General features: G+C 29.0%; 25 protein-coding genes and 1 riboswitch. Of the genes, 4 read left to right on the plus strand and 21 right to left on the minus strand.

Annotation, left to right across the window (positions count from 1 at the left end):
- Positions 1 to 31 precede the first annotated feature (31 nt).
- The 3 genes from J3477_RS11325 to J3477_RS11335 form a co-directional block, all read right to left on the minus strand.
- A complete protein-coding gene (locus J3477_RS11325) occupies positions 32 to 961 on the minus strand; it encodes a magnesium transporter CorA family protein (RefSeq protein WP_206870058.1) in 930 nt (309 codons plus the stop codon).
- Positions 962 to 1,022: 61 nt separating this feature from the next.
- Positions 1,023 to 1,934, minus strand: a complete 912-nt coding sequence (gene hprK / locus J3477_RS11330; protein ID WP_206870059.1) for an HPr(Ser) kinase/phosphatase — start codon at positions 1,932 to 1,934, stop codon at positions 1,023 to 1,025.
- Positions 1,935 to 1,950: 16 nt separating this feature from the next.
- The gene (locus J3477_RS11335) at positions 1,951 to 2,130 is read right to left on the minus strand and encodes a DUF896 domain-containing protein (protein WP_206870060.1); all 180 of its coding nucleotides are present in this window, start codon (positions 2,128 to 2,130) and stop codon (positions 1,951 to 1,953) included.
- A gap of 386 nt (positions 2,131 to 2,516) precedes the next feature.
- Here J3477_RS11335 and J3477_RS11340 point away from each other — a divergent pair, with 386 nt between their 5' ends.
- Positions 2,517 to 2,735 carry a hypothetical protein gene (locus J3477_RS11340; RefSeq protein ID WP_206870061.1) on the plus strand — a complete coding sequence of 73 codons (219 nt, stop codon included), beginning with the start codon at positions 2,517 to 2,519 and terminating at the stop codon, positions 2,733 to 2,735.
- 129 nt (positions 2,736 to 2,864) lie between these two features.
- Here the strand turns inward: J3477_RS11340 and J3477_RS11345 are convergent, their stop codons facing one another.
- The 4 genes from J3477_RS11345 to helD all read right to left on the minus strand — a co-directional run bounded on the left by J3477_RS11345 (position 2,865) and on the right by helD (position 7,598).
- On the minus strand, positions 2,865 to 3,260 hold the full coding sequence (locus tag J3477_RS11345; RefSeq protein WP_206870062.1) for a hypothetical protein: 396 nt from the start codon (positions 3,258 to 3,260) through the stop codon (positions 2,865 to 2,867).
- 17 nt (positions 3,261 to 3,277) lie between these two features.
- On the minus strand, positions 3,278 to 3,535 hold the full coding sequence (locus J3477_RS11350; RefSeq protein ID WP_206870063.1) for a DUF1292 domain-containing protein: 258 nt from the start codon (positions 3,533 to 3,535) through the stop codon (positions 3,278 to 3,280).
- A gap of 263 nt (positions 3,536 to 3,798) precedes the next feature.
- A complete protein-coding gene (locus tag J3477_RS11355; RefSeq protein WP_206870064.1) occupies positions 3,799 to 4,965 on the minus strand; it encodes an FprA family A-type flavoprotein in 1,167 nt (388 codons plus the stop codon).
- Between the two features lie 338 nt (positions 4,966 to 5,303).
- Positions 5,304 to 7,598, minus strand: a complete 2,295-nt coding sequence (helD, locus tag J3477_RS11360; protein ID WP_206870065.1) for an RNA polymerase recycling motor HelD — start codon at positions 7,596 to 7,598, stop codon at positions 5,304 to 5,306.
- A gap of 284 nt (positions 7,599 to 7,882) precedes the next feature.
- On the opposite strand from helD, the gene J3477_RS11365 reads away from it, so the two are divergent.
- Positions 7,883 to 8,725, plus strand: a complete 843-nt coding sequence (locus J3477_RS11365) for an SDR family oxidoreductase (protein ID WP_206870066.1) — start codon at positions 7,883 to 7,885, stop codon at positions 8,723 to 8,725.
- 128 nt (positions 8,726 to 8,853) lie between these two features.
- Here the strand turns inward: J3477_RS11365 and J3477_RS11370 are convergent, their stop codons facing one another.
- Entirely contained in the window at positions 8,854 to 9,372 is a 519-nt protein-coding gene (locus J3477_RS11370; RefSeq protein WP_206870067.1) for an ECF transporter S component, read from the minus strand.
- Between the two features lie 217 nt (positions 9,373 to 9,589).
- Between J3477_RS11370 and J3477_RS11375 the strand changes: the two genes are divergently transcribed.
- Positions 9,590 to 10,051, plus strand: a complete 462-nt coding sequence (locus J3477_RS11375) for a DUF2383 domain-containing protein (RefSeq protein WP_206870068.1) — start codon at positions 9,590 to 9,592, stop codon at positions 10,049 to 10,051.
- Positions 10,052 to 10,217: 166 nt separating this feature from the next.
- Here the strand turns inward: J3477_RS11375 and def are convergent, their stop codons facing one another.
- The 13 genes from def to J3477_RS11440 all read right to left on the minus strand — a co-directional run bounded on the left by def (position 10,218) and on the right by J3477_RS11440 (position 22,540).
- Positions 10,218 to 10,691: a peptide deformylase gene (gene def / locus J3477_RS11380; RefSeq protein WP_206870069.1), complete on the minus strand. Its 474-nt coding sequence runs from the start codon at positions 10,689 to 10,691 to the stop codon at positions 10,218 to 10,220.
- Positions 10,692 to 10,797: 106 nt separating this feature from the next.
- Positions 10,798 to 12,066 (minus strand): DUF4097 family beta strand repeat-containing protein, encoded by a 1,269-nt coding sequence (locus J3477_RS11385; RefSeq protein WP_206870070.1) that lies wholly within the window; start codon positions 12,064 to 12,066, stop codon positions 10,798 to 10,800.
- Positions 12,067 to 12,068: 2 nt separating this feature from the next.
- Positions 12,069 to 12,809 (minus strand): hypothetical protein, encoded by a 741-nt coding sequence (locus J3477_RS11390; RefSeq protein ID WP_206870071.1) that lies wholly within the window; start codon positions 12,807 to 12,809, stop codon positions 12,069 to 12,071.
- A gap of 318 nt (positions 12,810 to 13,127) precedes the next feature.
- Positions 13,128 to 13,277, minus strand: a complete 150-nt coding sequence (locus J3477_RS11395; RefSeq protein ID WP_206870072.1) for a hypothetical protein — start codon at positions 13,275 to 13,277, stop codon at positions 13,128 to 13,130.
- Positions 13,278 to 13,434: 157 nt separating this feature from the next.
- The gene (gene metF, locus J3477_RS11400) at positions 13,435 to 14,319 is read right to left on the minus strand and encodes a methylenetetrahydrofolate reductase [NAD(P)H] (protein WP_206870073.1); all 885 of its coding nucleotides are present in this window, start codon (positions 14,317 to 14,319) and stop codon (positions 13,435 to 13,437) included.
- A 96-nt stretch (positions 14,320 to 14,415) separates the two neighbouring features.
- Positions 14,416 to 14,593, minus strand: a riboswitch (SAM riboswitch).
- Between the two features lie 201 nt (positions 14,594 to 14,794).
- On the minus strand, positions 14,795 to 15,748 hold the full coding sequence (locus tag J3477_RS11405; protein WP_206870074.1) for an MraY family glycosyltransferase: 954 nt from the start codon (positions 15,746 to 15,748) through the stop codon (positions 14,795 to 14,797).
- Positions 15,749 to 16,095: 347 nt separating this feature from the next.
- Positions 16,096 to 16,305: a hypothetical protein gene (locus J3477_RS11410; RefSeq protein WP_183276552.1), complete on the minus strand. Its 210-nt coding sequence runs from the start codon at positions 16,303 to 16,305 to the stop codon at positions 16,096 to 16,098.
- Between the two features lie 82 nt (positions 16,306 to 16,387).
- Positions 16,388 to 16,957, minus strand: a complete 570-nt coding sequence (locus J3477_RS11415; protein WP_206870075.1) for an ArsR/SmtB family transcription factor — start codon at positions 16,955 to 16,957, stop codon at positions 16,388 to 16,390.
- A gap of 18 nt (positions 16,958 to 16,975) precedes the next feature.
- A complete protein-coding gene (locus J3477_RS11420; protein ID WP_206870076.1) occupies positions 16,976 to 17,578 on the minus strand; it encodes a hypothetical protein in 603 nt (200 codons plus the stop codon).
- A gap of 426 nt (positions 17,579 to 18,004) precedes the next feature.
- The gene (locus J3477_RS11425; RefSeq protein WP_206870077.1) at positions 18,005 to 19,684 is read right to left on the minus strand and encodes a B12-binding domain-containing radical SAM protein; all 1,680 of its coding nucleotides are present in this window, start codon (positions 19,682 to 19,684) and stop codon (positions 18,005 to 18,007) included.
- Complete coding sequence (locus J3477_RS11430) at positions 19,641 to 20,189, minus strand: hypothetical protein (protein WP_206870078.1); 549 nt, start codon at positions 20,187 to 20,189, stop codon at positions 19,641 to 19,643. The genes J3477_RS11425 and J3477_RS11430 overlap by 44 nt, the downstream gene beginning before the upstream one ends.
- A 128-nt stretch (positions 20,190 to 20,317) precedes the next feature.
- Entirely contained in the window at positions 20,318 to 21,043 is a 726-nt protein-coding gene (locus tag J3477_RS11435; RefSeq protein WP_206870079.1) for a zinc dependent phospholipase C family protein, read from the minus strand.
- A 222-nt stretch (positions 21,044 to 21,265) separates the two neighbouring features.
- Positions 21,266 to 22,540, minus strand: a complete 1,275-nt coding sequence (locus J3477_RS11440) for a PQQ-dependent sugar dehydrogenase family protein (RefSeq protein WP_206870080.1) — start codon at positions 22,538 to 22,540, stop codon at positions 21,266 to 21,268.
- Positions 22,541 to 22,667: 127 nt separating this feature from the next.
- On the opposite strand from J3477_RS11440, the gene spoVB reads away from it, so the two are divergent.
- The gene (spoVB, locus tag J3477_RS11445) at positions 22,668 to 24,164 is read left to right on the plus strand and encodes a stage V sporulation protein B (protein ID WP_206870081.1); all 1,497 of its coding nucleotides are present in this window, start codon (positions 22,668 to 22,670) and stop codon (positions 24,162 to 24,164) included.
- Positions 24,165 to 24,185: the final 21 nt, after the last annotated feature.

Below are 24,185 nucleotides of genomic sequence, written 5' to 3' on the forward strand. Positions count from 1 at the left end.
TCTTAAAAAATTCAACTTAAATTTTAAAATACTAAAGTATTTTTTTCCCTTTGAATATAGCCATTAAAATTACTACTAAAAATGCCATAGTTCCTATCAGTCCCTCAAAGGCAAACCTTTCATTTTTAAGCGGCATATGTTCAAAACTCATTCCAAATATTGCAGTTATAAGTTGTAAAGGGAGAAATACAGCAGTTATTATAGTAAAAGCCTTCATAAGTTCATTTGTTCTGATGCTTATTTCAGCTTCATATGCTTCTCTTACCATAGCGAGATCCTGAGCCAAACTCTCCATGGAAGCTAATAACTTTCCTATTTTATCGTTTAAATTCTCAAATAGATACATCTGATTATGCTCAATTACGTTATTCTCATTGAGTAACAAAGCATCCCCTATATATCTAAGAGGATTAAGAAGCTTTCTTAATTTATAACTTTCTCTTCTAAGCGATACAAGTTTATTTATATGCTTTGATTTAGGAGATTTTAATATATCCAGTTCTATTCTATCAGCTTCTGTCTCTAAATCTGCAATAATATTATAATTATTAATTATAAGTCTATCTAGAATATAATATAAGATTATGTAAGGTTTACAATTTTCTTTTAATATAAAACAATTTTTATCCTTCTCAATATCTTCCATTAGATTAGATATAAGCTTCACTTTATTTTTATAAACAGTAATAATAAAACTTCTACCTAGGTATATATCAATCTCTCTAGGAATTATCTCTAAATTCTCATTGTCAAGTGCATTAAACACCATAAAAGAATAGTTTTTATAATAATCTATTCTAGGGTATTGTCTAAAATTTTGGCACTCTTCAATAGTTTCAGCAGAGAATATAATTTCAAGATTACGAATTTCATTTTGATCACAACAGATCCAATAATAAGATCTTTCTAGTTCCCATTGTTCTACTACTGCTAAATTATCACAAATATCATATACAATCATAAATATCACCTTTTTTAAATGCTCTATCTATTATGCACATGAAATAAAAAACTTATGTGAATTACTCTTCTGTTTTATTCATTCTGTTTTCAATTATATCAACTGGAGTTGTATCAGACATAAGATTGTATCTATAATTAGCTGCTGCTGCCTCAATTATTACAGCAATATTTCTACCTGGTCTTATAGGTACTCTCATTCTTCGTATGTTAACTCCTAAGATATCAACAAATTCAGCATTAATTCCTAGTCTGTCATAATCTCCGTCATCTCTCCAATGCTCTAAATGGATAGCAAGCTTTATCTCCTTTGATGCTAGTACAGAACTTAATCCATACAGTGCAGATACATCGATTATCCCCATACCTCTAACCTCTAACATTCCAAAAGTAATATGAGGTGATGTCCCTATTAAGTCTTCATCTATTTCCTTGATATCAACCGCATCATCAGTGACAAGTCTATGTCCCCTTTTTATAAGTTCAAGAGCAGTTTCGCTCTTTCCAATTCCACTTTCACCAGTAATCAAAATTCCTATACCATACACATCAACTAACACTCCATGAAGTCTAGTTTCAGGAGCCATTTTATCTGCCAGATATATAGTAGTTTTACTCATAAACTTTGTTGTCATCATTTCAGTTCTCAAAACCCATGTTTTGTTCTTTTGAGCAGCCTTTATAAGCTCTTCATGAGGATCTAAACTTCTTGTTATTACAAGACAACTTACATTAAAACTAAAAAACTTATTAACTCTTTTTTTTCTAAGGTCAACTCCCATATCATCCAAAAAGCTCCATTCAGCTTTTCCAATAACTTGTATTCTTTCTGGAGCGAAATAATTATAAAATCCTGCAAGTTGTAAACCAGGTCTATTTATATCGCTTACTGTTATAGGAATATTCTTTTCACCTTCTACTAGTACTTCAAAATCAAAATCTTTAACTAATTTTTCAACGGTTACAATACCCATAAAATATCATCCTTCATTATTTCTTTAAATTTTTAGGTTCAATTGTATTTAATTGCGCTCTAAAATTACCTTTTACTCTTTCTATATAATCTTTTCTTAATTCTTGTTGCTCTTCTTTTTCTTGTTCATTTAACCCCTCTTCTTTACTCTTCTTATATAAAAAATTAATTCTTTCAATTAGTTCTTCAATGTTCATTGAAATTCTCCTTCTTAAGTACAATATTTCATAATCAAAAAATTTAACTGGTATTTTATATGATAAGGCTTCGATTAACCATGATAAAAAATTAATTATGTGTCTAGTTTTTATTTTACCTTTCTATAAAACATTTATCAACAACAAATCTTTAGACGAAATTCTACAATCTCATTTTATTACATTTATGTAAAATTCTACATTTGCAGACTTTTACATAAATTTCCACTTGTTGCTTTATGCGTTTTGCGGTATTTTGTTAAGATTTTATAGCGTTAATTGTAACAATTTGACTTATGAATCTTTTTTACAAAAATACAAAATTTGTTATAATAATATTACGCTACTAATAAGTTAATAATTTAATTAGATTGGAGGAGAAACTTATGTACTCTTACAGATTGGAAAAGAAAATTATCAGGAGAAAATTCTTACTAAACTTTGTTCTTAATTTTTTATCACCCACTAATATCTTGGTAATAAAACTAAGTGAAAATTTGGACAAGCTCATAGTTAAGCAACAAAAATATCTGCTAAAAAAGTATCTAGGGAAAAGCAGCTTAGGAAAGAAGAGACTGAGAGGACTTTATAAAAATATAGCTTAATATTGTCGGGGTTTAAAATATGTACTATAAATTTTTAGCACACTAAAAAGCCTCTTTAGAAATTAACTAAAGAGGCTTTATAGGGTATGAACTTTATTTCTTACATATATAAACTTTAAAACTGAATTTCTATAGACCTAATTCATCCATAACATCATCGATATCCAAATCTTTATCTTCTTCGAAGAATACAGCTATAAATTCATTGTAATTATAATTTGAAGGATCAATATCATAAGAAACAAACTGAGCTTGAATCTCAAATTCTTCATTAGCTTCATCAATTACATCACTTACGTTATCTAAAGCTATTTCGCTTAAATAAGGTAAAAAGAATTCAGAATACCATTCCTCACTTTCTTCCTCATGATCGCTTTCTTCATTAGAATACGCCTTAGCTGCACTCAATTCATCACTATCGAAATCATAGAAGAACCTTAATACAAAGCCTTCTTTATACTCTATTTCTTGAATATCTACTAATTCATTTTCACTTAAGAATTTAATAATTTCTGATTTTTTCATTACTTTTCCTCCATTAATTAATACAATAATTTCTTATATTCTTTTTTTACAGCTTCAAATTCTTTATCGTCTTCCACAAGGTTATATTCTTCTTTACCTTCTACTTCATCTACTCTAAATATAAATGCGTCTTCTTCATCAGCACCCTCTTCAAGCGGAGATAGTATCAAGTACTCTTGTTCCTCTAAATATATTCTCGCAACAGCTTCAAAATCTACCTTATTTCCATTCTCATCTCTAAAAGACATTATTTCCTTATCTTCTAAATTGCTCATAAAAAATCTCCTCCTAATATTATAAATTTAAAATAAAATTTTCATCTAAGTTCTTATATGTATTATAATTCCATTAATTACAACATCTATTCTAAAAATAGGCTGCTTTTTAAGACAGCAAAAGAACACTATAGATTTGATAGTGTTCTTTCTAAAGATGTACCACTTCGAACCGAAATCTATTTTTAAAACTCTCACGGCTTCTGGTGAGAGAATTTAAAAATAATAAGTTTTATTACAAAGTGGTACATCTATGATTTTTTCTAAACTAAGCTCATGAAGTTTTCAACGAACTCATCTACATTCTTAAAGTCTGCTTCGGATGGTACAAAATTCACCTTAAGTCCATCTATAGTCTTTAATTTTAAGCTCTTAAGTCTTTCAGTCAGCATTGGCACACCTTCTCCACTCCATCCAAAGGAACCAAAAGCCGCAGCTGGTTTTGATCTGTTTATTATAGGGTTCACCAATGACAACAAATCCCATGATGGCTTAACAGCATCTTGGTTTATCGTAGGAGATCCTATCAGAAAAGCAGAACTATTATCTATTAATTCAGCAGCTTTTTCTATAGGCATTGAAGTTATTTCATGAACCTCAACCTTTATTCCTTTTTCACCTATCTTTTCTGTAACGTATTTAGCTATTGCTTCTGTGTTTCCATAGGCCGATATGTAAAACACTTGAATATTTTTTTCAACAACCTCTACTGTAGCCCATTTATCGTAAAGATCCAAATATTTCTTTGCATCAGCCACATGTAATGGTCCATGGCTAGGTGCAATTATCTCTATGTTAAGCCCATCTATTTTTGTTAGTGCTTGTTTTACGAATTTTTTAAATGGTCCCATTATTACTTCAAAATAGTATTTCATTTCTTCAAAGTAATCATCTGAAAAACTATCAGTTAATGCTCCTTCAGGGCAATAATGGCATCCAGTGAAATCACAAGTGAATAAAAGAGCTTTATCTTCTACATATGTAAATATTGTATCTGGCCAGTGAAGATTAGGAGCTGATATAAACTTTAAAGTAGTGCTGCCTAAATTTAAGTCTTCTTTGGCTTCAATAGCTTCAAAAGGCTTATTAACAATATTTTTAAGATAATTTATTGCAGCTCTTGAACCAACTATCTTAGCATTTGGATAATCTTCCATAAGTCTAATAATTGATCCGCTATGATCTAATTCTGTATGCTGAACTATTATGTAATCTACAGCTTTTTCACCTATTATATGAGTTATATTCTCTTTAAATTCATCATAAAATCCGTTCTTAACACTATCAACTACAGCTATCTTATCATCATTTATAAGATATGAGTTATAGGTTGTACCTTTTTTGGTTTCCATTATAATATCGAATACTCTTAATGCGGCATCCTTAACACCAATCCAATATATATTATCTCTAATCTTTTCTACGCTCATTGTACTACCTCCATACCTGTAATAAAATAAAAACCACATAAATTGTACCATAGAAGCTTGTATTTTACAATCTTATCCACACTTATCCAAATGATATACAGCTATATTTCTGTTATTAAAAACTCGTATCACATTACCACACCTAGTTCTTTACTTTGTAATTACACTATTAAAACTCCCCTATTAAAGATGTATCAATTCCAAAACATTTTAATACGAATTGGACATATACAACCTAGGGGAGTTTTGAAAAACATTTAATCTATTAAAGCTTATTATAAATCTTCATTTACAGTCGCTTTTCTTTTTCAATATACTAAAACAAAAATATATTAATCCTAACGAAGCAGGTTACTAATATTACCATTATAAAAAACATACTGATAGTGAAGTGCTCTTGTGAGAACAACATATAGCAACTTTTTATCAAGCTCGTTATCTCTATATATTTGATCATTACAATTAAACACTATCGAACAGTCAAATTCCAGTCCTTTAGTTAAATAGGATGGTATTATTATTTTATCTAATTTTATATTTTTATCTGCTTCTTTTATGAGCGTCCAATCATAAATAGAGTTTTTCTTCATTATATCTCGTATTTTTTTGCACTCATCAAAGGTTCTCCCTATTATAGCCACGCTGTTCTTTCCGCTATTTATAACTTTATTTACAATTTCATCTGTGTCTTTTGCAAAATCATTATTATTTTCATATTGTATAATTTCAGGTTTTTCTCCATGTCTTAGCACAGGTGTTGCAGGCCTCAGATTATTTTTTTGTTTCTTTAACACCTGATTTGCAAATTCTATTATTTCTATGGTTGATCTATAGCTCTGAGTTAAAGGTATGTAGGTGCATTCACCTCTAAATACATCATCGATAAGCTTCTCCCACTGTTCAATTCCTTTATAATAATATATCCCCTGTCCTAAGTCCCCTACTATTGTCATAGAGTTTCCTAATGCTAACATAGATGCTACACACATCTGCAATGGTGAATAATCTTGAGCTTCATCTATAACTATATGTTTATATTTTTTGTCGTCAGGGACACCTTCCACCATAAGCTTTAAGTATAACAACGGAGCAATATCATCACTATCAAGTACGCCTTGTTCATCATCATTTTCTAATATTTCAACTATATAGTTCCAAAGTTTTTTAGGTATGACTCCATCTGTTAATTCATCAAATAGTTCTTCTTCTTTAAATAACCTGTTGTATAAGTTCTTAGTATTAATACCTTTCCAGTTATCAAAATAAGCATCAAACTCACTCTTACCTTCGGTTCTTATCTTATTTTTAAAGGAATCTCTTTCATCATATATCTCTATTAGCTTTTGACGTCTCTCTTGGCAATCATCCATTTGTTTTTTTATTCTTGAAATTTGGTATTCATACTGAAAGTCTATTTTTTCAATAACCTTCATTAGTTTTTCATTCAACTTTAAAGAAAAATATCTCTTTATCTCATCTTTTCTTTTGTTAATCGGCATATGTTTCATATCCTGTACATATAGCCTTTTTATCTCTGTTTTTTCAAAGATTGTAAAACCTTGAATCGTTATATTTTCCATGTTGGAAGACTCTCTTTCTAATATAAGAAGAAATCTATCCATAATAGACTTAAATACCATCGAGCCCTTTATTTTACTAGAATTAGTTATATATTTAACCTCTTCAGAATCTTCATTCTCCAAAACATTTTGGAGTTTTTTATCTTTTGAATACAACTTTCCTTTTAATTTTAAGTAATCCATAGCAAATTCTTCAAAAGTCTTTTGTTTTACTTCTCCAACTCCTAAAGTTGGCAAAACTTCAGATATATAATCCAAAAAGAGCTTATTTGGAGCTATTACTAAAATATCCTGACCATCTAATTTTTCCTTATACCTGTAAAGTAAATAAGCAAGTCTGTGGAGCGCCACAGTAGTCTTACCTGATCCTGCTGATCCTTGCACTATTATTGGTGCATTCTTTTCAGCTCTTATAATTTCATTTTGTTCTTTTTGTATCGTTGCCACTACTTCTTTTAGCTTTCGTCCAGTACTTTGCTCTAGATTTATTTTTAAGAATTCATCAATTAATGCATTTTCACCGCTATCATCTATTGCATTTTTCAATATAATTTCATTGATTCCCTCATCAAAGATATCTTTTATATCGCCTTGATCAAAAAGAAATTTTCGTTTTAATGAAAGTTGTCCTTGAACAACTCCAATAGGTGCTCTATAATATGCGTCGCCTTGTGTTCCACTATAATATAAATCTGCTATAGGCGCTCTCCAATCAATGACCAATTCTTCTCCCTTAGTCATATCTCCTAGCCCAAATTTCCCTATATAAAAAACTTCTTCCTTCTTTCTATATTCTCTAAAATCGATTCTAGCAAAGTATGGCTGTTCAATAGATTCTCTATATCTTTCAAGATTCTTGTGAACTATATTATATATTTTTTCTTCAGTCTCAAGCTCTTCGTTATACTTTCCTTTGGATGCTTTTTTTAGTTTCCCTATTTTATCTAGAAGTTTTTGTTCTTCATTCCCTTGCGTATAAGCAGCATCTTCAAGCCACAGCTTAGTCTCTCTTAAATGTTCCTTTTCATAACCTAATTGTTCTTCTTTCATCATAATCCCACCGCCTTTGGTATACATAAACAGCAACTATAATTTTACCAGTAAATAGTATTAAATCAATATGTTTAACCTTTTTTAAAGGTTTCTATATCTTTAAATAAAAATTATATTAATTTTATACAATTGTTGTCAATAAACTTATATGATATTTCATATAATTTAATATAAATTTATATTTTGTACAAGTATGATTTAAGTAATTAACATATATTTAATTATCCTACAAAGTAAATATATTTACTATTACAATAATTAAACTAATGTAATGAGGTGAGTTTATGAAAATAATGATCTTAGGTTCAAAAGGTAATATTGGTAATTATCTATCAAACTACCTAACAAATCAACATGAAATCATTCCTTTAGACAAAAATGATTTAGATATAACTGATAAAAATTCAGTTTTACAAACTATCAAATCATCTTCACCAGATATAGTTATACAAGCTGCCGGATTGTCAGATATAGATTTTTGCGAAAGTCATGAGACTGAATCTTATACTGTAAATACACTTGGAACACTAAATGTGGCCTATGCATGCAATACCCTATCCATTCCTATTGTGTACATTTCATCAGCTTATGTATATGGCGGTGAAAAACCTTCTCCGTACTTCGAAACTGATAAATGCAGTCCAATAAATATATACGGAAAATCAAAACTTGCTGCCGAAAAACTTATTCGTACTATATGTAGTAAGTACTTTATAATTAGAACTTCTTGGTGTTTTGGAGGAAATGATTGCTATATAAAGAAAGCATTATCTCAAGCAAATGCGCCTATATTTCTAATTTCTGATGCTATTATAAATCCAACATATATAGAGGATTTATGTAATTCGATATCTCAAATCATAACCTCAGATTTTTATGGAGTATATAATTGCGTAAATGATGGATACACCTCGAAGCAAGAGGTTATAAATTATGTTTTTGATTATTTTAATATACAGAAGAACGTTCTGCCACTATCTACAGAAACAATCAAAAACATCGCTCCTAGACCTAAATATACAGCAATGAATACTTGTCTTTTATATAACTGTTTTAATATAAAAATGCCTTCTTGGCAAGACAGTATAACTCATTATTTAGATACAATCGTCAATTCAACTCAATAAGATTTTTAGTATATTTAAAAATAATCTAAATATATAAAAGGTCGCCAATAAAGGCGACCTTTTATATTTAAAATATTATTTATACAAAAATTTAAGAACTTCAAATCTAAAACTTATTTCGTATTCTATTATTTAGAAGTTGAAGATAAAACTTTTCTGAAATCTCTTCTAGTGGCTTTAGATATAGCTTCTACTAATACATATGTTATTGTACCATCTATAAAGTGATGAATCATTGTTCCAACAAGTACAGTTACCACTAAATACTGAAATTTAAATTGTGGAAAAGGCATAATTACTAAAGCCTCTAATATTCCATGGATAGGAGATGTAAATACTACTGTCTTGCCGTATGAAACACCTTTCTTAATCATATACGCACCTGCAAGTCCTACAAATACATGCATCAGCGCTCTTAAAACTACCCATATAGGCTTTCCTGCTATAAAAAACCCTATTGCATTACCTAGTCCAACTGCTACTGCAGCAAAAGGTGATACAAACATACTTAAAAACATAGGAACATGTGAAGCTATGGTAGCAGTAAAAGGCGGTATATTAATTGTTGCAAATCCAAAAGTAATAGGTATTATGATTGCCAATGCTATAAGTACTGAAATATAAGTTAAATTTTTTGTTTTATTCATTTTAAGTCTCCCCTTTTTAAATGTATATACACTAGTATATATTAATAAGTTACACTAGTAAACAGTTTGTTTATTTTTAAATAAACTTTCTCACAATATATTAATTCTATATTATTAAATAGAGTATTCCTTTAATCAGAAGCATAAATACATATTTTTTGCTCAAACTAAAATATAAACAAATTCTAAATATTTTACTTTACAGGAGGTGATTTCTATGTCAGTTGAAGCTCCATCAAAAGAAATAGTATTAGAATTAAATCGTTTTTTAAAAGGTATTCAAATGGGAATAGAAGCCTTTGAAAATCTGCAACATAAAGCCAATGACACTAGCTTAAAACAAAGCTTTTTGCAAGTTCAAGCAATCTATTTAAGTCACAGTAATATTTTAAGAGAAAGAATAGAACAACTTGGAGGCGTCCCAAAAGAGGGTGTGGGCATTACCGGAAAACTCACTGAGATATATGAAAAACTAAAAAATCTCACTGTAGATTCAGATGAAGAAGTAACTTCAGAAGCTTATAAAGCATGTAAAACTGGATTTACTATGGGGGATAGATTTATTGAAGATACTGATAATCTTGACCCTGTTAGCAAAGAAATAATACAAACTATTGTAGAAGATAATAAAAATCTAGCTCAGATATTTTTGAACAAAACATCAGAAGATAAATTTTAGACATAAAAAGGTCGTTTAAATATCAAGGTTTAGCTAGTTTAAAATTTTTATATTTCCCTATACCGCAAAAAAGTCACCGAAGCTCGCTTCAGTGACTTTTTTTGCGCATATGTCTTTCCAAATATATTTACGGAAAATCTGATATACGATAAAATCTATTTTTACTTTATTCTTCTTCGTCAACTAACTCGTACATTTCAATAGCTTGATCAACGTACATAATTCCATCTAAGTGGTCTATCTCATGACAAAAACATCTTGCTAAAAGCCCTGAAGCCTCGTACTCTACAGCTACACCTTTTTCATTCAGTGCTTTAACCTTTACTTTTTTAGGTCTTTCAACTAGCCCTTCAAATCCAACATAGCTTAGGCATCCTTCGTATCCTTCTTCTTTACCTTCTCTATAAGTTATCTCAGGATTAATTAATACTATTGGTTCTGATCCGTCTCTTAGGTCTATAAATACAACTCTTTTATTGACTGCAATTTGAGGTGCAGCAAGACCAACACCATCTACAGAATATAACGTATCCTTTAAGTCTTTTACTAGTGCTAATGTTTCTGCATTTATTTCCTTAATAGGTGCTGATACTTTCTTTAAATGTCCATCACCTAATTGAACTATCTTTCTTACTGGCATTAAGGTAACTCCTTTCAAAATCTATCTAAAAACATTATTACATACTAACCCTAATTACTTCAACTAAAATTTATAGATTCCAAGAAATCACCAAGTTTTTTATGTGCTAGTTTATATTTATAGATCCATTTTTCGTTTCCATCATAAAAAGAACTTTACCACCATTTACTTCGCCTTCTAAAGTATTCTTATTATCACTAGATAATCCAAAACTATTAGTTATAGATCCGCTTTTAGTACTACACTTAAATTTGGCTGATTGTTCCTTTAAAATTCTACTGTTTATATCTCCGAAGGCATTATATATAGTAATATCACCTTCTATAGGTTTATTGCTTTCTAATTTTATAGCACCATTATTAGCCTCAATATTGGCACCTTTTAATGGATTAATTATATTTACATTTCCATACTTGCTTGATATTTTTGAGAATCCACCAATATTCTTTTCAGTGAACGCTCCATTGGAACCTTTAAATTCTAAATCTTCACTTATATTTTCGATACTTGTTGCTCCATAAGCGTTTGAACTTATTACCTTTCCTTTTACATTAAGTACATTAAGTTCTCCATTATTGCAACTTACAGTCAAATTACCTTCTAAAGTATCAATCTTTACCGATCCATACTTATTATTTACTTCAATGTTACCTTTAATATTACTGATATTAGTGCTTCCATTTGATTGGTCAACCTTTCCATCGCTAGAAATATTGGAAACTACTACATCCCCATAAGAACTTTTGATATCATATTTTACAGAACCAGGTAGTTTTATTGTGTAATCTATTTTCTTTACTGCTCCATCTTGTTTGTTTTGATTATTGTTTGTTTTTACCACAAGATTTTCTCCATCTGTAAATTCTATTGCTTGTTTTTGTAATTCACTTATAACAGATTCATTATTATACCCAATAGAAATATTTGCTTCAATTTCTATCTTATCACTATCACTTTTATCAATAGAAATCTTTCCTTGCTTGTTTTCTAAGGTCAAAGATTTTTTCGATTGAAATTCCATCTTATTCGAAACTATCTTTTCATTGCTAAAAGCATTTATAGATATGCCATTTCCATTAAAAATAGAAACTCCATTTTTTGCAGCAAAGCTTATCCCGCTACTTATAAAGACAAAAATGACTATAATTATAGCAATGAAAACACTTTTACCGTCTACCGTCACACTAAGTTTAGGATTTCCTGCTAGGAATGCTCCTACTACAAGTTCTATTCCTAAGCATATTATTAAAACCGGCCACCATTTTTCTATAATTTCAAAATAGTATAGATTCTGTATTCTTGCAACTATAAGCAATGTGCCAAGTAATATTAGACCAACCCCTGCAGATAGTCTACCTATCTTCCATTGTTTCATTACTAGTCCTCCCTATTAATTTCCTTCGGCTTTCCCATAAAAAGCATTTTAATACCAAATCCAATCAGAATCACGGAAGATAATATAACTTTTGTATAATCTTTAATCATAAAGAAAACTCTATTATCTACAAATTCACCTAAAAATCTGTTTGCTAATGCTAAAACACCTGCTACTATAAATACCACTCCAAGAAGCTTAACCCAATTATCGAACCACTTTCCTGAAAAGTTTATTTCTGTTGTTTCTCTTATTCCTTTTACATTCATTAAATCTAATATGGAATAAATTATTATTGCTGGCACTCCTAGTCTTAGAATATCTATATTTACCAATGAAGATAATATATACACAATTAAGAAGATAGATAATAACTTTTGACTTTTTTCTTTTTCTCCTAAGTAAAGTTGGCCTAACCCAGGTATAACCGATAGCATAAAGGCAATTAACTTTCTTTCATCTTCACTACTTTTATCCTCTGCTAAGTTTATCATTCCTTTATTTATTTTTTCTGCATTGATTACACAGTCTAAAACATTAAATATCCATAATGCCGGTATTGCTGCTTCAAATACTCTTGAATATCCACCTATAATATCGTATGAATGACTTAAGAAGCTGGCTGTAAATATATATGATAAGAAACCTCCTAAGAATATCAGCCCTCTATTATTTTCTCCTAAGTATATGTGTCCAAGTCCAGGTATAAAAGAAAGAAAAAATGCTTTAAATTTACTTTTCATAATATGAATCCTCCTTGCAAATCTTATATCATAATAATAAATGCTAAAACTTAAGATTATAGTTAATAAATTCTTAACTTTTTCTTAAAGTCTTTAAAATCAAAAATATAAATACCATCCTAAATAGATTTATCCTTATATTGTAACATAACTATGAATTTTTCCCAATATTTTACACAAAATATCTTTCACTATATAGCTATTCATCTAAAAAGCATCTAATGGATAACCATTTAATTTCAACAAAGTACTCTAACCTAGGCTTAAATTAAAAAGTAGTTAAATTCAGCGTAGAGCTAAACTTAACTACTTGATTACTTAGAAATGCGGAGTTATTTCTTCTTTTTGGATCCTTTTTAAATCTTTCAATCTAAGCTTTGTTTCTTCCATTATCTTATCCCAAGATTCTCCATCTACAAGCATTTTTTTAGCAACTTCATATGCATGATCCTTTTCATTAATACCCATAGCTACCTCCTTATTATTAAGGCTTTATTTAATACAACTATAGTTTGTTGAACATTAAGTATTCATATTCATTGAAATTCTTGCTAAACATTATTTCTTCTATCTTATGTACTAATTTATTATCCGAATTATACTTTCAGGTAAAATTTATACATGCTTATATAGCTTCTTCATTTATATGATTAATAAGGGATTCAATGCTATTTGTTATCTTCTTTGCAACATATGGATTATTCATTGTATATAGATGTATTCCACTTACTCCAGAAGATACCAAGTCAACAATCTGTTCTACAGCATAAGCTATGCCTGCATCTCTAAGCGCTTCTTTATTATGTTCGTATTTATCCATTATTTTTATAAACTTTTGTGGAAGATGTGCTCCTGAAAGTGATGCTATTCTCTCAATTTGTTTCTTATTTGTAACAGGCATTATACCTGCCTGAATCGGTACATTTATATCTTTGCTAGCTACTTTATCAAGAAAGTTATAATACAAATTATTATCAAAAAACAGTTGGGATACTAAAAAATCAGCTCCTGCTTCTACCTTGTTTTTCAGATGTAGTATATCATTGTCTAAATTATCACTTTGCACATGCCCTTCAGGGTAGCAAGCTGCTCCTAGACATAAATTACCTTTTTGTCTTAAATGCTTAATAAGTTCAAAAGCGTAGGTATATCTATCACTTTCATTTTCTTCTCCACTCACATCTCCTCTTAAAGCCAAGATATTCTTAATGTTATTTTTATTTAAATTATCAACAATCTTATTTATTTTATCTTCGCTTGAGTTAATACATGTAAGATGAGCTAATGCTTCTATTCCATATTTATTTTTTACTAAAGAACTTAATTCACAAGTTCTGTTGTTATTTACGCTTCCACCAGCACCATAAGTAACACTTATATAGTCTGGGTTTAAAACAGCTAATTCATCTATTGTTTTATAAACCGTCTCTATTGGTGAAGTAAGCTTTGGAGGAAATATTTCGAAAGAAAAAACCATCCTCTTCTGTTTAAATAAATCCTTAATTAGCATAGTAAGTCCTCCTTTAATTTAAAAACAAATTTTTATACTTTTCTATAAATCAAAAAAACCTAGAGAATATACCTCTAGGTCTAAACCACAAAGCATATCCTATCTTCCAGTAAAAACTGCAGGATTTAGCACCTTTATATGCTCGGTTAATAATAATATTTAACTTATATCATTTAATACATAACATAGTATCTATAAGTTAAGTCTTATATATAACCTATTATAAGGTTGCCGGGTTTCACAGGGCCAGTCCCTCCACCACTCTTGATAAGATGATTTATTCAATTATTTAATTTACAATTTGTTTAGTACTATATGTACATAATATCATATTATATACCATATTATTAATAATTATCAATTAAATTTTATTTTTTATTTTCAAATTATTATTTTAACTAATAATATAGTATATTATCTTGATTAAGATTATAACTATCTAACCTTGAATCTACTTTTACCTATAAGCCCATTTTTATAATCTAAGCAATAATATCAATATAGAAATAAGACTTAGACATGTACTTATTAAACATATATATGAAACTACTTGCCTTGTATTCATTCCCTTTTGCTCAAGTCTATAATGTATTTGACTTCTGTCTGCTTGATATACAGGTTTCCCTTCACTAAATCTTTTAAATATTACAAATATATTATCAAATATAGGCACACCCAATGCTAAAAACGGGATGAATATAGACATAACAGTGGCCTGTTTAAAGGCTCCATCTAAAGCTATTATAGCTAACGTAAATCCTAAAAAATTCGCACCTGAATCTCCCATAAATATTCTTGCAGGGTGTCGATTATACTTAAGGAATCCTAATATTGCACCAACAAGAATTATAGACATAAGGGCTGAATCTGTCTGCCCTTTGGCAAGTGCAACTACAAATAAAGTTGTAGCTGATATGGTTGATATTCCACCTGCTAAACCATCCATTCCATCAGACCAATTAATAACTGTGGTAACCCCAAATATCCACGTAATAGTAAGTAAGTATTTGAGTACAACAGGTAACTCTATATAACTACCGTTAAATGGATCTGTAATTCCATTAAATACTATACCTGATTTATAAATTAGACTTGCTGCTAATATTTGTACTAATACTCTTGGTAATATCATAAACTCTTTGCCTTTTGTCTTAAAATAATCATCTAATAACCCTATTAGCAAAATCATTATTGATGAAACAAATATATATAGACTTTGAGTTCTATCATTTCGTACTAATAAAAAATAACCTATAAAAAAACCAATGAACATAACTATACCACCAATTATTGGTATAGGTTTATCATGTTTTTTTCTCTCAGTAGGTTTATCAGTAAACTCTATTTTTTCAGCTATTTTCATTAGTGATGGAGTTATTAGTATTGCCACTAATGATGATACTACAATACCTAAAATATAATTAAACATTAAAATCTCTCCTTTTATCCTAGGGCACAGCATATATTATATAATATTCTCAAGGACATTCAAAGAAAAATTACATACAAACATATCTTTTTCAATAATATTGCAATTATGTACTAAAATCATGTTATCTTCAAGCTTTTTATTGTGAGACAAAGGTAAGTTCTCTAAAAATCTTGTATATTCACAAAGTAATAGAAAATAACATCCTTTTCTTTGGCATTAAAAACATTAATAAATGACATTTATGTTTACAATATATCATTAAATTGCCACACAAAGATAACAAAAGAATAACAGAGAATATTGTATATAATTAAAAATTAAAGGGTCTCATTAGAGCCCCCATTTTAATTTATTCTTATCCTTGCTTTTACGCCGTTTTCTGACAATCCATCTTTCAAAGCTTTAGTTAATTTGTTTAATATTTCTTTTCTAATTTCATGCTCAACCTGTTCCTTAACAAAGCTGCTGTTAGCTAAAAGACTTGCAAATCCACCTTTATGTTTCTCTAGTATTTCTGCATGATTCACTATATCTATATCTATAACAATCCTCATTAAATCTGCCTCCAAAAATATATAGTATCCCTATATAATATGTTATGATTAGTGTAGTGATTGTTAAGTTTATGTAAATCATTTATTTATCATCTAGATTTGTCTTACATAGCACAGAAAAAGCATGACATGGTATGGCATCTTTTTTCTTTACCTCATATTTAGAAAAAATTTCTCTAGTTAACCTATTTACTTCATCAAATTCTTCTTTAGTTAAATACAAGGTCCTTGAAGTCAGTGATATATTCCCTTCATTATGATCTTCTATTCGAGAGCTTAAGGCTTCAATGACATCATTTCTGGAATTTTGATAATAGTCACTAACTAAATTTAAAACCTCTGATTTATAAATCTGTTTGGCTTGCTCACTTATATTTTCACCAACAATTTCAAATCTATCTGCTGTCAAATAATAATATTTAGCTATAATCCCCTTAACTTCTTTAGTTCTTATAAGTTCAACAATCCCAGCCTTTTCAAGCTTTTTAATATGATAGTGGACCTTTGCTGGTACTTCACCTAATTGATCAGCGATTTCCTTAACAGTAGCTGCATCTCCATTATTTCTTAATAACGTAAGTATTCTTAATCTATATGGATCTGAGTATGCCTTTATTTGCTCCAAAGTGCTCAACTTTACTTTATCTTTCATTAATATCACCTCAATAGTTTATTGTCCATCTTCATCCTTAATTATCAGTTTATCAGTTACATCTTCATCATGCTTTCCATAAAACTTTATACTTCTCAACTTTAGCTTACTAGCTTCATTGAAATCTAAAACGTCTATAAAATAGGCATCTGTGATTTCTTTCTTGAACTCTTTTTCATTTATATCTATAGTATAATATTTTGCAATGTCAGAGGAATTAATGCCGAAAACCACATATTTTTGTTTGTTGTTTTCATCTATAATATTAAGAGCACCAAATAGTGATTTACTAGATTTATCTTGATTTAAATCATTTGAATGAAAGATTGCTCCCGCATCAATAAATCTATTAAAATGCCATTTCTTAAAAGCAAAAATATTTGCACCGTTAGACCCTTTTTTTGTAAACATAATGTATTTATAATTATCTTGTTCTGTAGTAGTTAATATATCTATATCATACCCAACTGTCTTTTCAATATATATCTCAAAATCATCCCCATTATTTTTCAAACTTGAGGAATAATCAGATATACTTGTCCACAAAAAGACTACAAAAGTGCTAACTATTACTGATACTATAATAAACAATAAAATTCTTCCTACAAATTTTTCTCTCATAGCACTTCTCCTAATACCTTTTTTTGTATTATATCATATTAATTATATATTATAAACAACTAAATTTCGCTATATTTACCGCTTGTATTTTAATGATAAATAAAATTTATACTAATTACATGAATTTTCATTATGTCCGTACTTAAAGAATTTATGGACTTTATAATTAAGGTTTAACGTTAAAATACTATATTTTATTATTTATTTATTAAAACTATGTCTAATGATAAAAATAAAATTAGAATCATGCATATTATTGCAAATTTATTATTCATCTCTGAAATTTAGTTGATATGCTCCGATTAAATCCATGAGAATAAAAAAATAGATATCCCACCATTAATAAATTAATATCGCGGTTGGATATCCATATAAAATTTCCAATTACAATTAATTTCAACAAGGTGCTTTAACAGCACCTATTTTTTATAATCTATTATTTATAGAATTTATATTGTCCTCATTGTCTAAGTCAAACAACAGATAATTTTGTGACATTACCAATTTATCTGCTTCTATATACTTCATAATATCTAAACTGAATTTTTCTATATGAGATCTTTTAAAATCATAAGAATCTTTTAATTTCTCCTTTATGATTCTTTCTTCTTCTTTAGTTATATCTCTATTTAAGAATTCAGGTAGCCATTTCTTTTTGTTATACTTTAAATAATCATATTTTATTATATCTTTTAATTCTTCAGTATTTTCTCCATTAAATTTATAATTATTAAAGTCTAGAAAAACCTTATAATATTCTGTATTTCCTATGTTTATATTGAAATACCCTCTTTCATGAAAATAACTTCCCATTGCGTAATAAAAATCAAAAGGATTTTCAAACTTACTCAAAAAATACTTTAATATGGTGTTAAACTTTTGAGAATTATAATATTTATCAACAATTTCTTCTACCTTTTTTAACTCTAAAAGTTCTTCGTAGCTTATATCTTTTGATCTTAGTATTTCATATGGGGCATAAGGAGCATAAACAATCCCCCACTTTTCCGCCTCATCTCTCATTGATGACCCTTTCAGAAGCTTTAAAAATCCAAGTTGTATTTCGTCCGGTCTTATAGAGTGCACATCATTGAACGATTTTTTAAAGGAATTAAAATCTTCACCTGGAAGCCCAGCAATCAAATCAAGATGTTGTTTTACATTGTGAGCTTTAGCAATTCCCAGAACTTTATCCTTTATATTTTCAAACCCAACATACCTATTAATATTATTTAGTACTTCATTATTAGTAGTTTGTACTCCAACTTCTAATTGAATTCTTCCCTTAGGGGCTCTATTTAAAAGTTCTATTTCGTCATTCCTTAGAAGATCTGCTGAAATCTCGAAGTGGAAGGTTGTTTTAGTATCTTGTTCTATTAGAAACTCCCATATTTCCTTAACAAAATTATGATTGCAATTAAAGGTTCTATCGACAAATTTAACTAGTCGTACCTTTTCATCAATAAAAAACTTTAGTTCTTCCTTTACTCTTTCTATATCTAAAAACCTAACTCCGTCAGCAGTTGAGGATAAGCAGTATTTGCATTTAAAAGGACATCCTCTTGATGCTTCATAATAAACTATCTTATTATGTATTTCTTTATCCCCCACTTTATATGGAAAACTTAAATCATTCATATTCATCTGAGGTCTTAATCCATTAAATATGACTTTATCTTCACTTTTATAATAAAGACCTCTAATTGAACCTATGCCTCTAAAGCCCAACTTATATTCTACAAATTCTCTAAAGCTTTCTTCACCCTCACCAGATATTACGTACTCACCATTACAATCTTTTAGAAAATTTTCACTATCATATGAAACTTCTGGTCCTCCATATAATATTTCTATATCTTTATCTACTAATTTTATAAGGTTTGCTAGCTTATTTATATACTCCATATTCCAAATATAACAAGAAAATGCTACTACATCAGCTTTTTCTAATAAGATTTGTTCTAGTATTATTTCTATCCTATCGTTGATGCTAAATTCTCTAATCTTGCATTCACATGGCAAATCCTCAGTGTATGCTTTCAAATACCTTATAGCTAAATTACTATGAATGTATTTTGAATTTACTCCTGTTAATAATATTTTCATCACTTGTTCTTTCCCTTCTTTTTGCTTTTACAAAGTAAATTTTATCATAAAAATCAACTTTTTCTATTTCAAAATAACTTTCTGCAGCTTTTTTTATAAGTTCTACATTAAATTGATTTATTGGATTTATATCTCTATACTTAAATTCTTTAGTTTTATCTCCTGGAAGTAAAACCTTTATATTAGCGTTTACTATTTCTTTTGCTTTCTTATCATAGTCCCATATATAGAGATATCCATCATCTTTAATGAGATTCCATATATGTTTTATTATCTCACGTCTTCCGCCATTACTCCATATCTTTCCCATAGTAAAAAAAAGTACTGCTCCGTCATAGAATATTGTTTCTTTTTCACTTAAAATCTCTCTGTCATCAAAATAGTCCACAGAAATCTCATCTTCCATATTTTTTTTCAAATTATATATTATCCCATAGTTTTCTTTTCCTATATCCAATAAATCACCCTCTAGGCTTATTTCTCTCATATCTAAAATATATTCCATAAAATTACTCCTTTGTAAATAATATCTTGCGTACTATTTACTATTCTACATAAAAAAAAGAATTCCTCTCTACCATGGAATTCTTTTTTCAGCTTAATAATTCTATTTTTTCTTAACTTATGCTGAGCTTACATATCTTTTTCCATATCATACTTTACAATAATGTTATCATAATAATACAAAAGATACCCCGCTGTAGTGATTTGAGCCTCTCTTAATATTTCACTGGTAATTTTGAAATACCGTTGTTCCGTATCTTCAATATTTAAGTATTTATTATGAACTTCATTTGCAAATCTTGCATTGTTTTTAATAAATTCCTCTACACTATTATACCTTTTCGCACCACTGCTTACTCCAAAATTATGGTGTTTAAATAATCTATCTATAATCCAAAGTTCAAATTTTCTATGGCTTTTCAGTAGCCTGTTATTAACATGCTGTGGGACAGTCATGTCTTGAATCAAGTGTGCAGATGCTCCAAGAAAAAATAATCCTTTATGTTCTTCTCCACCTTTTATTAAATCTATCGACTCATCATAGTATTTTTGACATTCTACCAAGGCATTAGAAAAGCCATATAAACCTTTCTCCAATTCATAATGAAAAAAATGATTAGTGCTTTTAAAATCTTGGTCCGCCCAGGTTACTCCATCGTTTAACTGTTTTAAATGTTTCTTATAAAATATATGTGCATCTTCATAGCCATCATTTTTTAATATTTCTATTGCTTGTATATTTATATATTTATGAACCACACAATGGGTTTTTATTGCTACTTTCTTAATAGGATTTATAGCTACCATTACTCTACGAGCCATTCTTCCATAAGTTTTTTCCATACGTTTCTTCATAACTTTCGCCTCGTTTCTATAGATAAAAAAATCGCTGAAGCGACTTTCTTAGGTAATTTTTTTGCGCATCTGCCTTTCCGAATGCATATGAGGAAAATCTGGCAGGCAACATATTCTTCTTTTTTATTCTTTAACTTATATATTATTTTAAGTCCGTTACGCATACTTAACCACAGATTCATTGAATTATGATTTCCTAAAGAATAAAAAATCAAACCATGTCTATGATTTCTTAATTTTCATTAGAATTAAAACCATTACTGATATTATTACACAAAGAGAAAAAAACATTATATTACTATATCCACCTACTAAGTTTTTCTCCTCTTTTTTCATCTCATACATTATTCCATTTTTTTTATCCAATATATATATTGATTGTTTAACCAGCTTTATATCTTTTAATTCAATATTATCATTAAACTTCAATATTTTTTTGTTTAGACCATTGTCATCTAAATTATAAAGGGTAGTTTCATTTTTATCATAAAAAAACATAGAATCTTTCTCTTTTATAGCACCTTCACGATCCACTACTAATCCATAAATCGAACCAGCGTCACTATGAACATAAAATGGAGCGGGAGGGTTTAACATAGGCAACTTGCTTAAAAGCATTTTTACTGATTTACCATTTTCATCAGTAAATTTAGGAGAATTTAATGGATCACCACCACTATAATCAGGCCACCCATACCATATATCTTTTTTTAATTCATAAATATAATCAGTATCTCCTTGTACTGCCCTTGATCCGTTATTTTCAAATCCTCCAACTACTGCCATTAGAGCTCCGGAGGAATTATAGTCCCATCCTTCAACATTTCTAATACCAGATGAAAACAACTGGCTTTTTTTATTTTTTATATCATAGCTAATAACACACGCATTCCCAATAGAATTTACTTTTATCACTTGTCCATTTTTAGTTTTAACGCCATAACCAGAAAAACTTCCCGTAGCTTCTTGTCCGTAGTTTATCCCTTTCAGAGTAAGTTCTATTGGCGAAGTATCTGGGATAGAATTTTTCTCATTAACTACACCTGAATTAGTGGCAGCACTTATTGAAATAAATATACTATTATCTCGTGCTATGATACTATATTTCCCTATATCATTATTTCTTGGAAGATTGCTTATTAGAATATCTTTCTTCTTACTTTTAAGATCATAACCAATAAGCTTATTATCACTTATATAATATAACTTCTCATCTTTATAAATTATTGATGAAATCTTTAAATCTTTATCTTTTATTATATCTTCATTTTTTCCATCTGTCTTAATTAGTTCTATTCCATTATCAGTTCCTAAGTAAATATTATTCAAGCAATCATAGGTAAAGCAGTTAGCATCTTTTATCCCCTTAAATTTTATGGATACGCCTATCTCTCTATCTAAACATGTAATATCATATTTCATTACATTATTAAATAAAATGGCTGCTCCAATAAGGGATAAAATTATAGTAAAGGTAACTACTATTATTTTCTTCATATCTCCCTCCATTATCTAAGCTCCTATGCTAAATATATTTTTACTTAGCACAAATAATGATAAGCAATGAATATTTGTCCACTTTTTTGAATAATTTTTATTATTGAGGCTTAGAGGAGTGATTATATTGGAGCAAAATAGTTTTTATAAAAATTCTATTCTTTTAACTGCAGCTAACCTAACAACTGGAATGTTAGGATTTATATTTTCCATTTATCTTTCAAAGGTATTAGGACCAGAAGGGATGGGACTTTACGGTTTAGTTATGCCTATCTACAATTTGTTCATCTGCTTAATGACTGCAGGAGTGGTTGCTGCTATTTCTAAGGTTTCCGCAGTATATTCATCTAAAAACGACTACGGTAATCTATTCAAAACTATACGAACAGTTGCTATGTTCAATTTAATATGGGCAACCATAATAGGCGTATTAGTATTTTTAGCAGCACCTGCTATAGGTGGATATTGGGTTAAGGATGCTAGAACTATAAATGCAATACAGGTAACTTGCCCAGCAATGATTTTTATTGCATTATCAAACATATTAAAAGGATACTTTTATGGCAGTTCAAAGATAGTTATGCCTGCCTTTGTAGATATATTAGAAAAGGGAATACGAATTTTTGTAATTGCTCTTTTAATTTATTTTTTTAGAGTTAAATCTCTTTCTTCTTTAGTTACAGTAGCTTATATATCTTTATGCATAGGAGAATTCCAAAGCTTAGCTTTATTATTTATATATTACAAAGCTATAACTAGAAAAATACCTATAATGCCATCAAAAAAAGAAGGACGAGCACAGTTATTATTTGATGTTTTAGTAGTATCTGTACCACTTTGCATTACTGGTTTTTTAACAAGTATATTTTATACGATGTCAGCGTTAATTGTGCCAAGAAGACTTGTACAAGCAGGCTTTGAATATAGCACTGCACTATCTATGATAGGAAAATATGGTGGAATGGCTTTAACAATAGTAACTTTTCCATTAATTATAATACAATCATTAAACACACTACTTATACCTGATTTATCTCAATCAATGAACAAAAAAGACTATTATTCTGCCACTCGTAGAATAAGACAAGTTATACGATTAGTATTTTTACTTGGCATATGCACAACAATCGTATGTACCTTAATACCAACCTCCTTAGGTCAAATGTTCTTTCAAAGAAATGATCTGGGTGCCTATATTGAAATCGCAGGATTTTGCACACCTATTTCTTTTACAGCTGCTACAATGTTTGGTATTTTAAACGGACTAAGCAAACAAAATGCCATATTAAGAAACTCTATAATAACTGAAATAATCGAACTTATATGTTTATATGTACTCACAGGTATTCCATCTGTCAATGTTTATGGCTATGCAATAACAGCTTTTATAGTTTCAACTTTAAGCTTAATATTAAATCTATATGAAGTTAATAAAGTAATTGATATAAATATATCTTTTGGAGAAGTAATTATATATGTGTTAATCGGTATTTTAACTTTCTATCTTCTATCAGTATTAATGCCTTTCTTATCAGGCATTAATCTAATAATAAGAAATATAGTGCTTATAGTTTCCTGTTTCTCATTTTTTATATTTGTTTCCTTAAAATTAAAGCTAGAGTAAAAGGTAAAACATCCAACAATA

Source organism: Clostridium zeae, assembly GCF_017312485.1.
GTDB lineage: Bacteria > Bacillota > Clostridia > Clostridiales > Clostridiaceae > Clostridium_AR > Clostridium_AR zeae.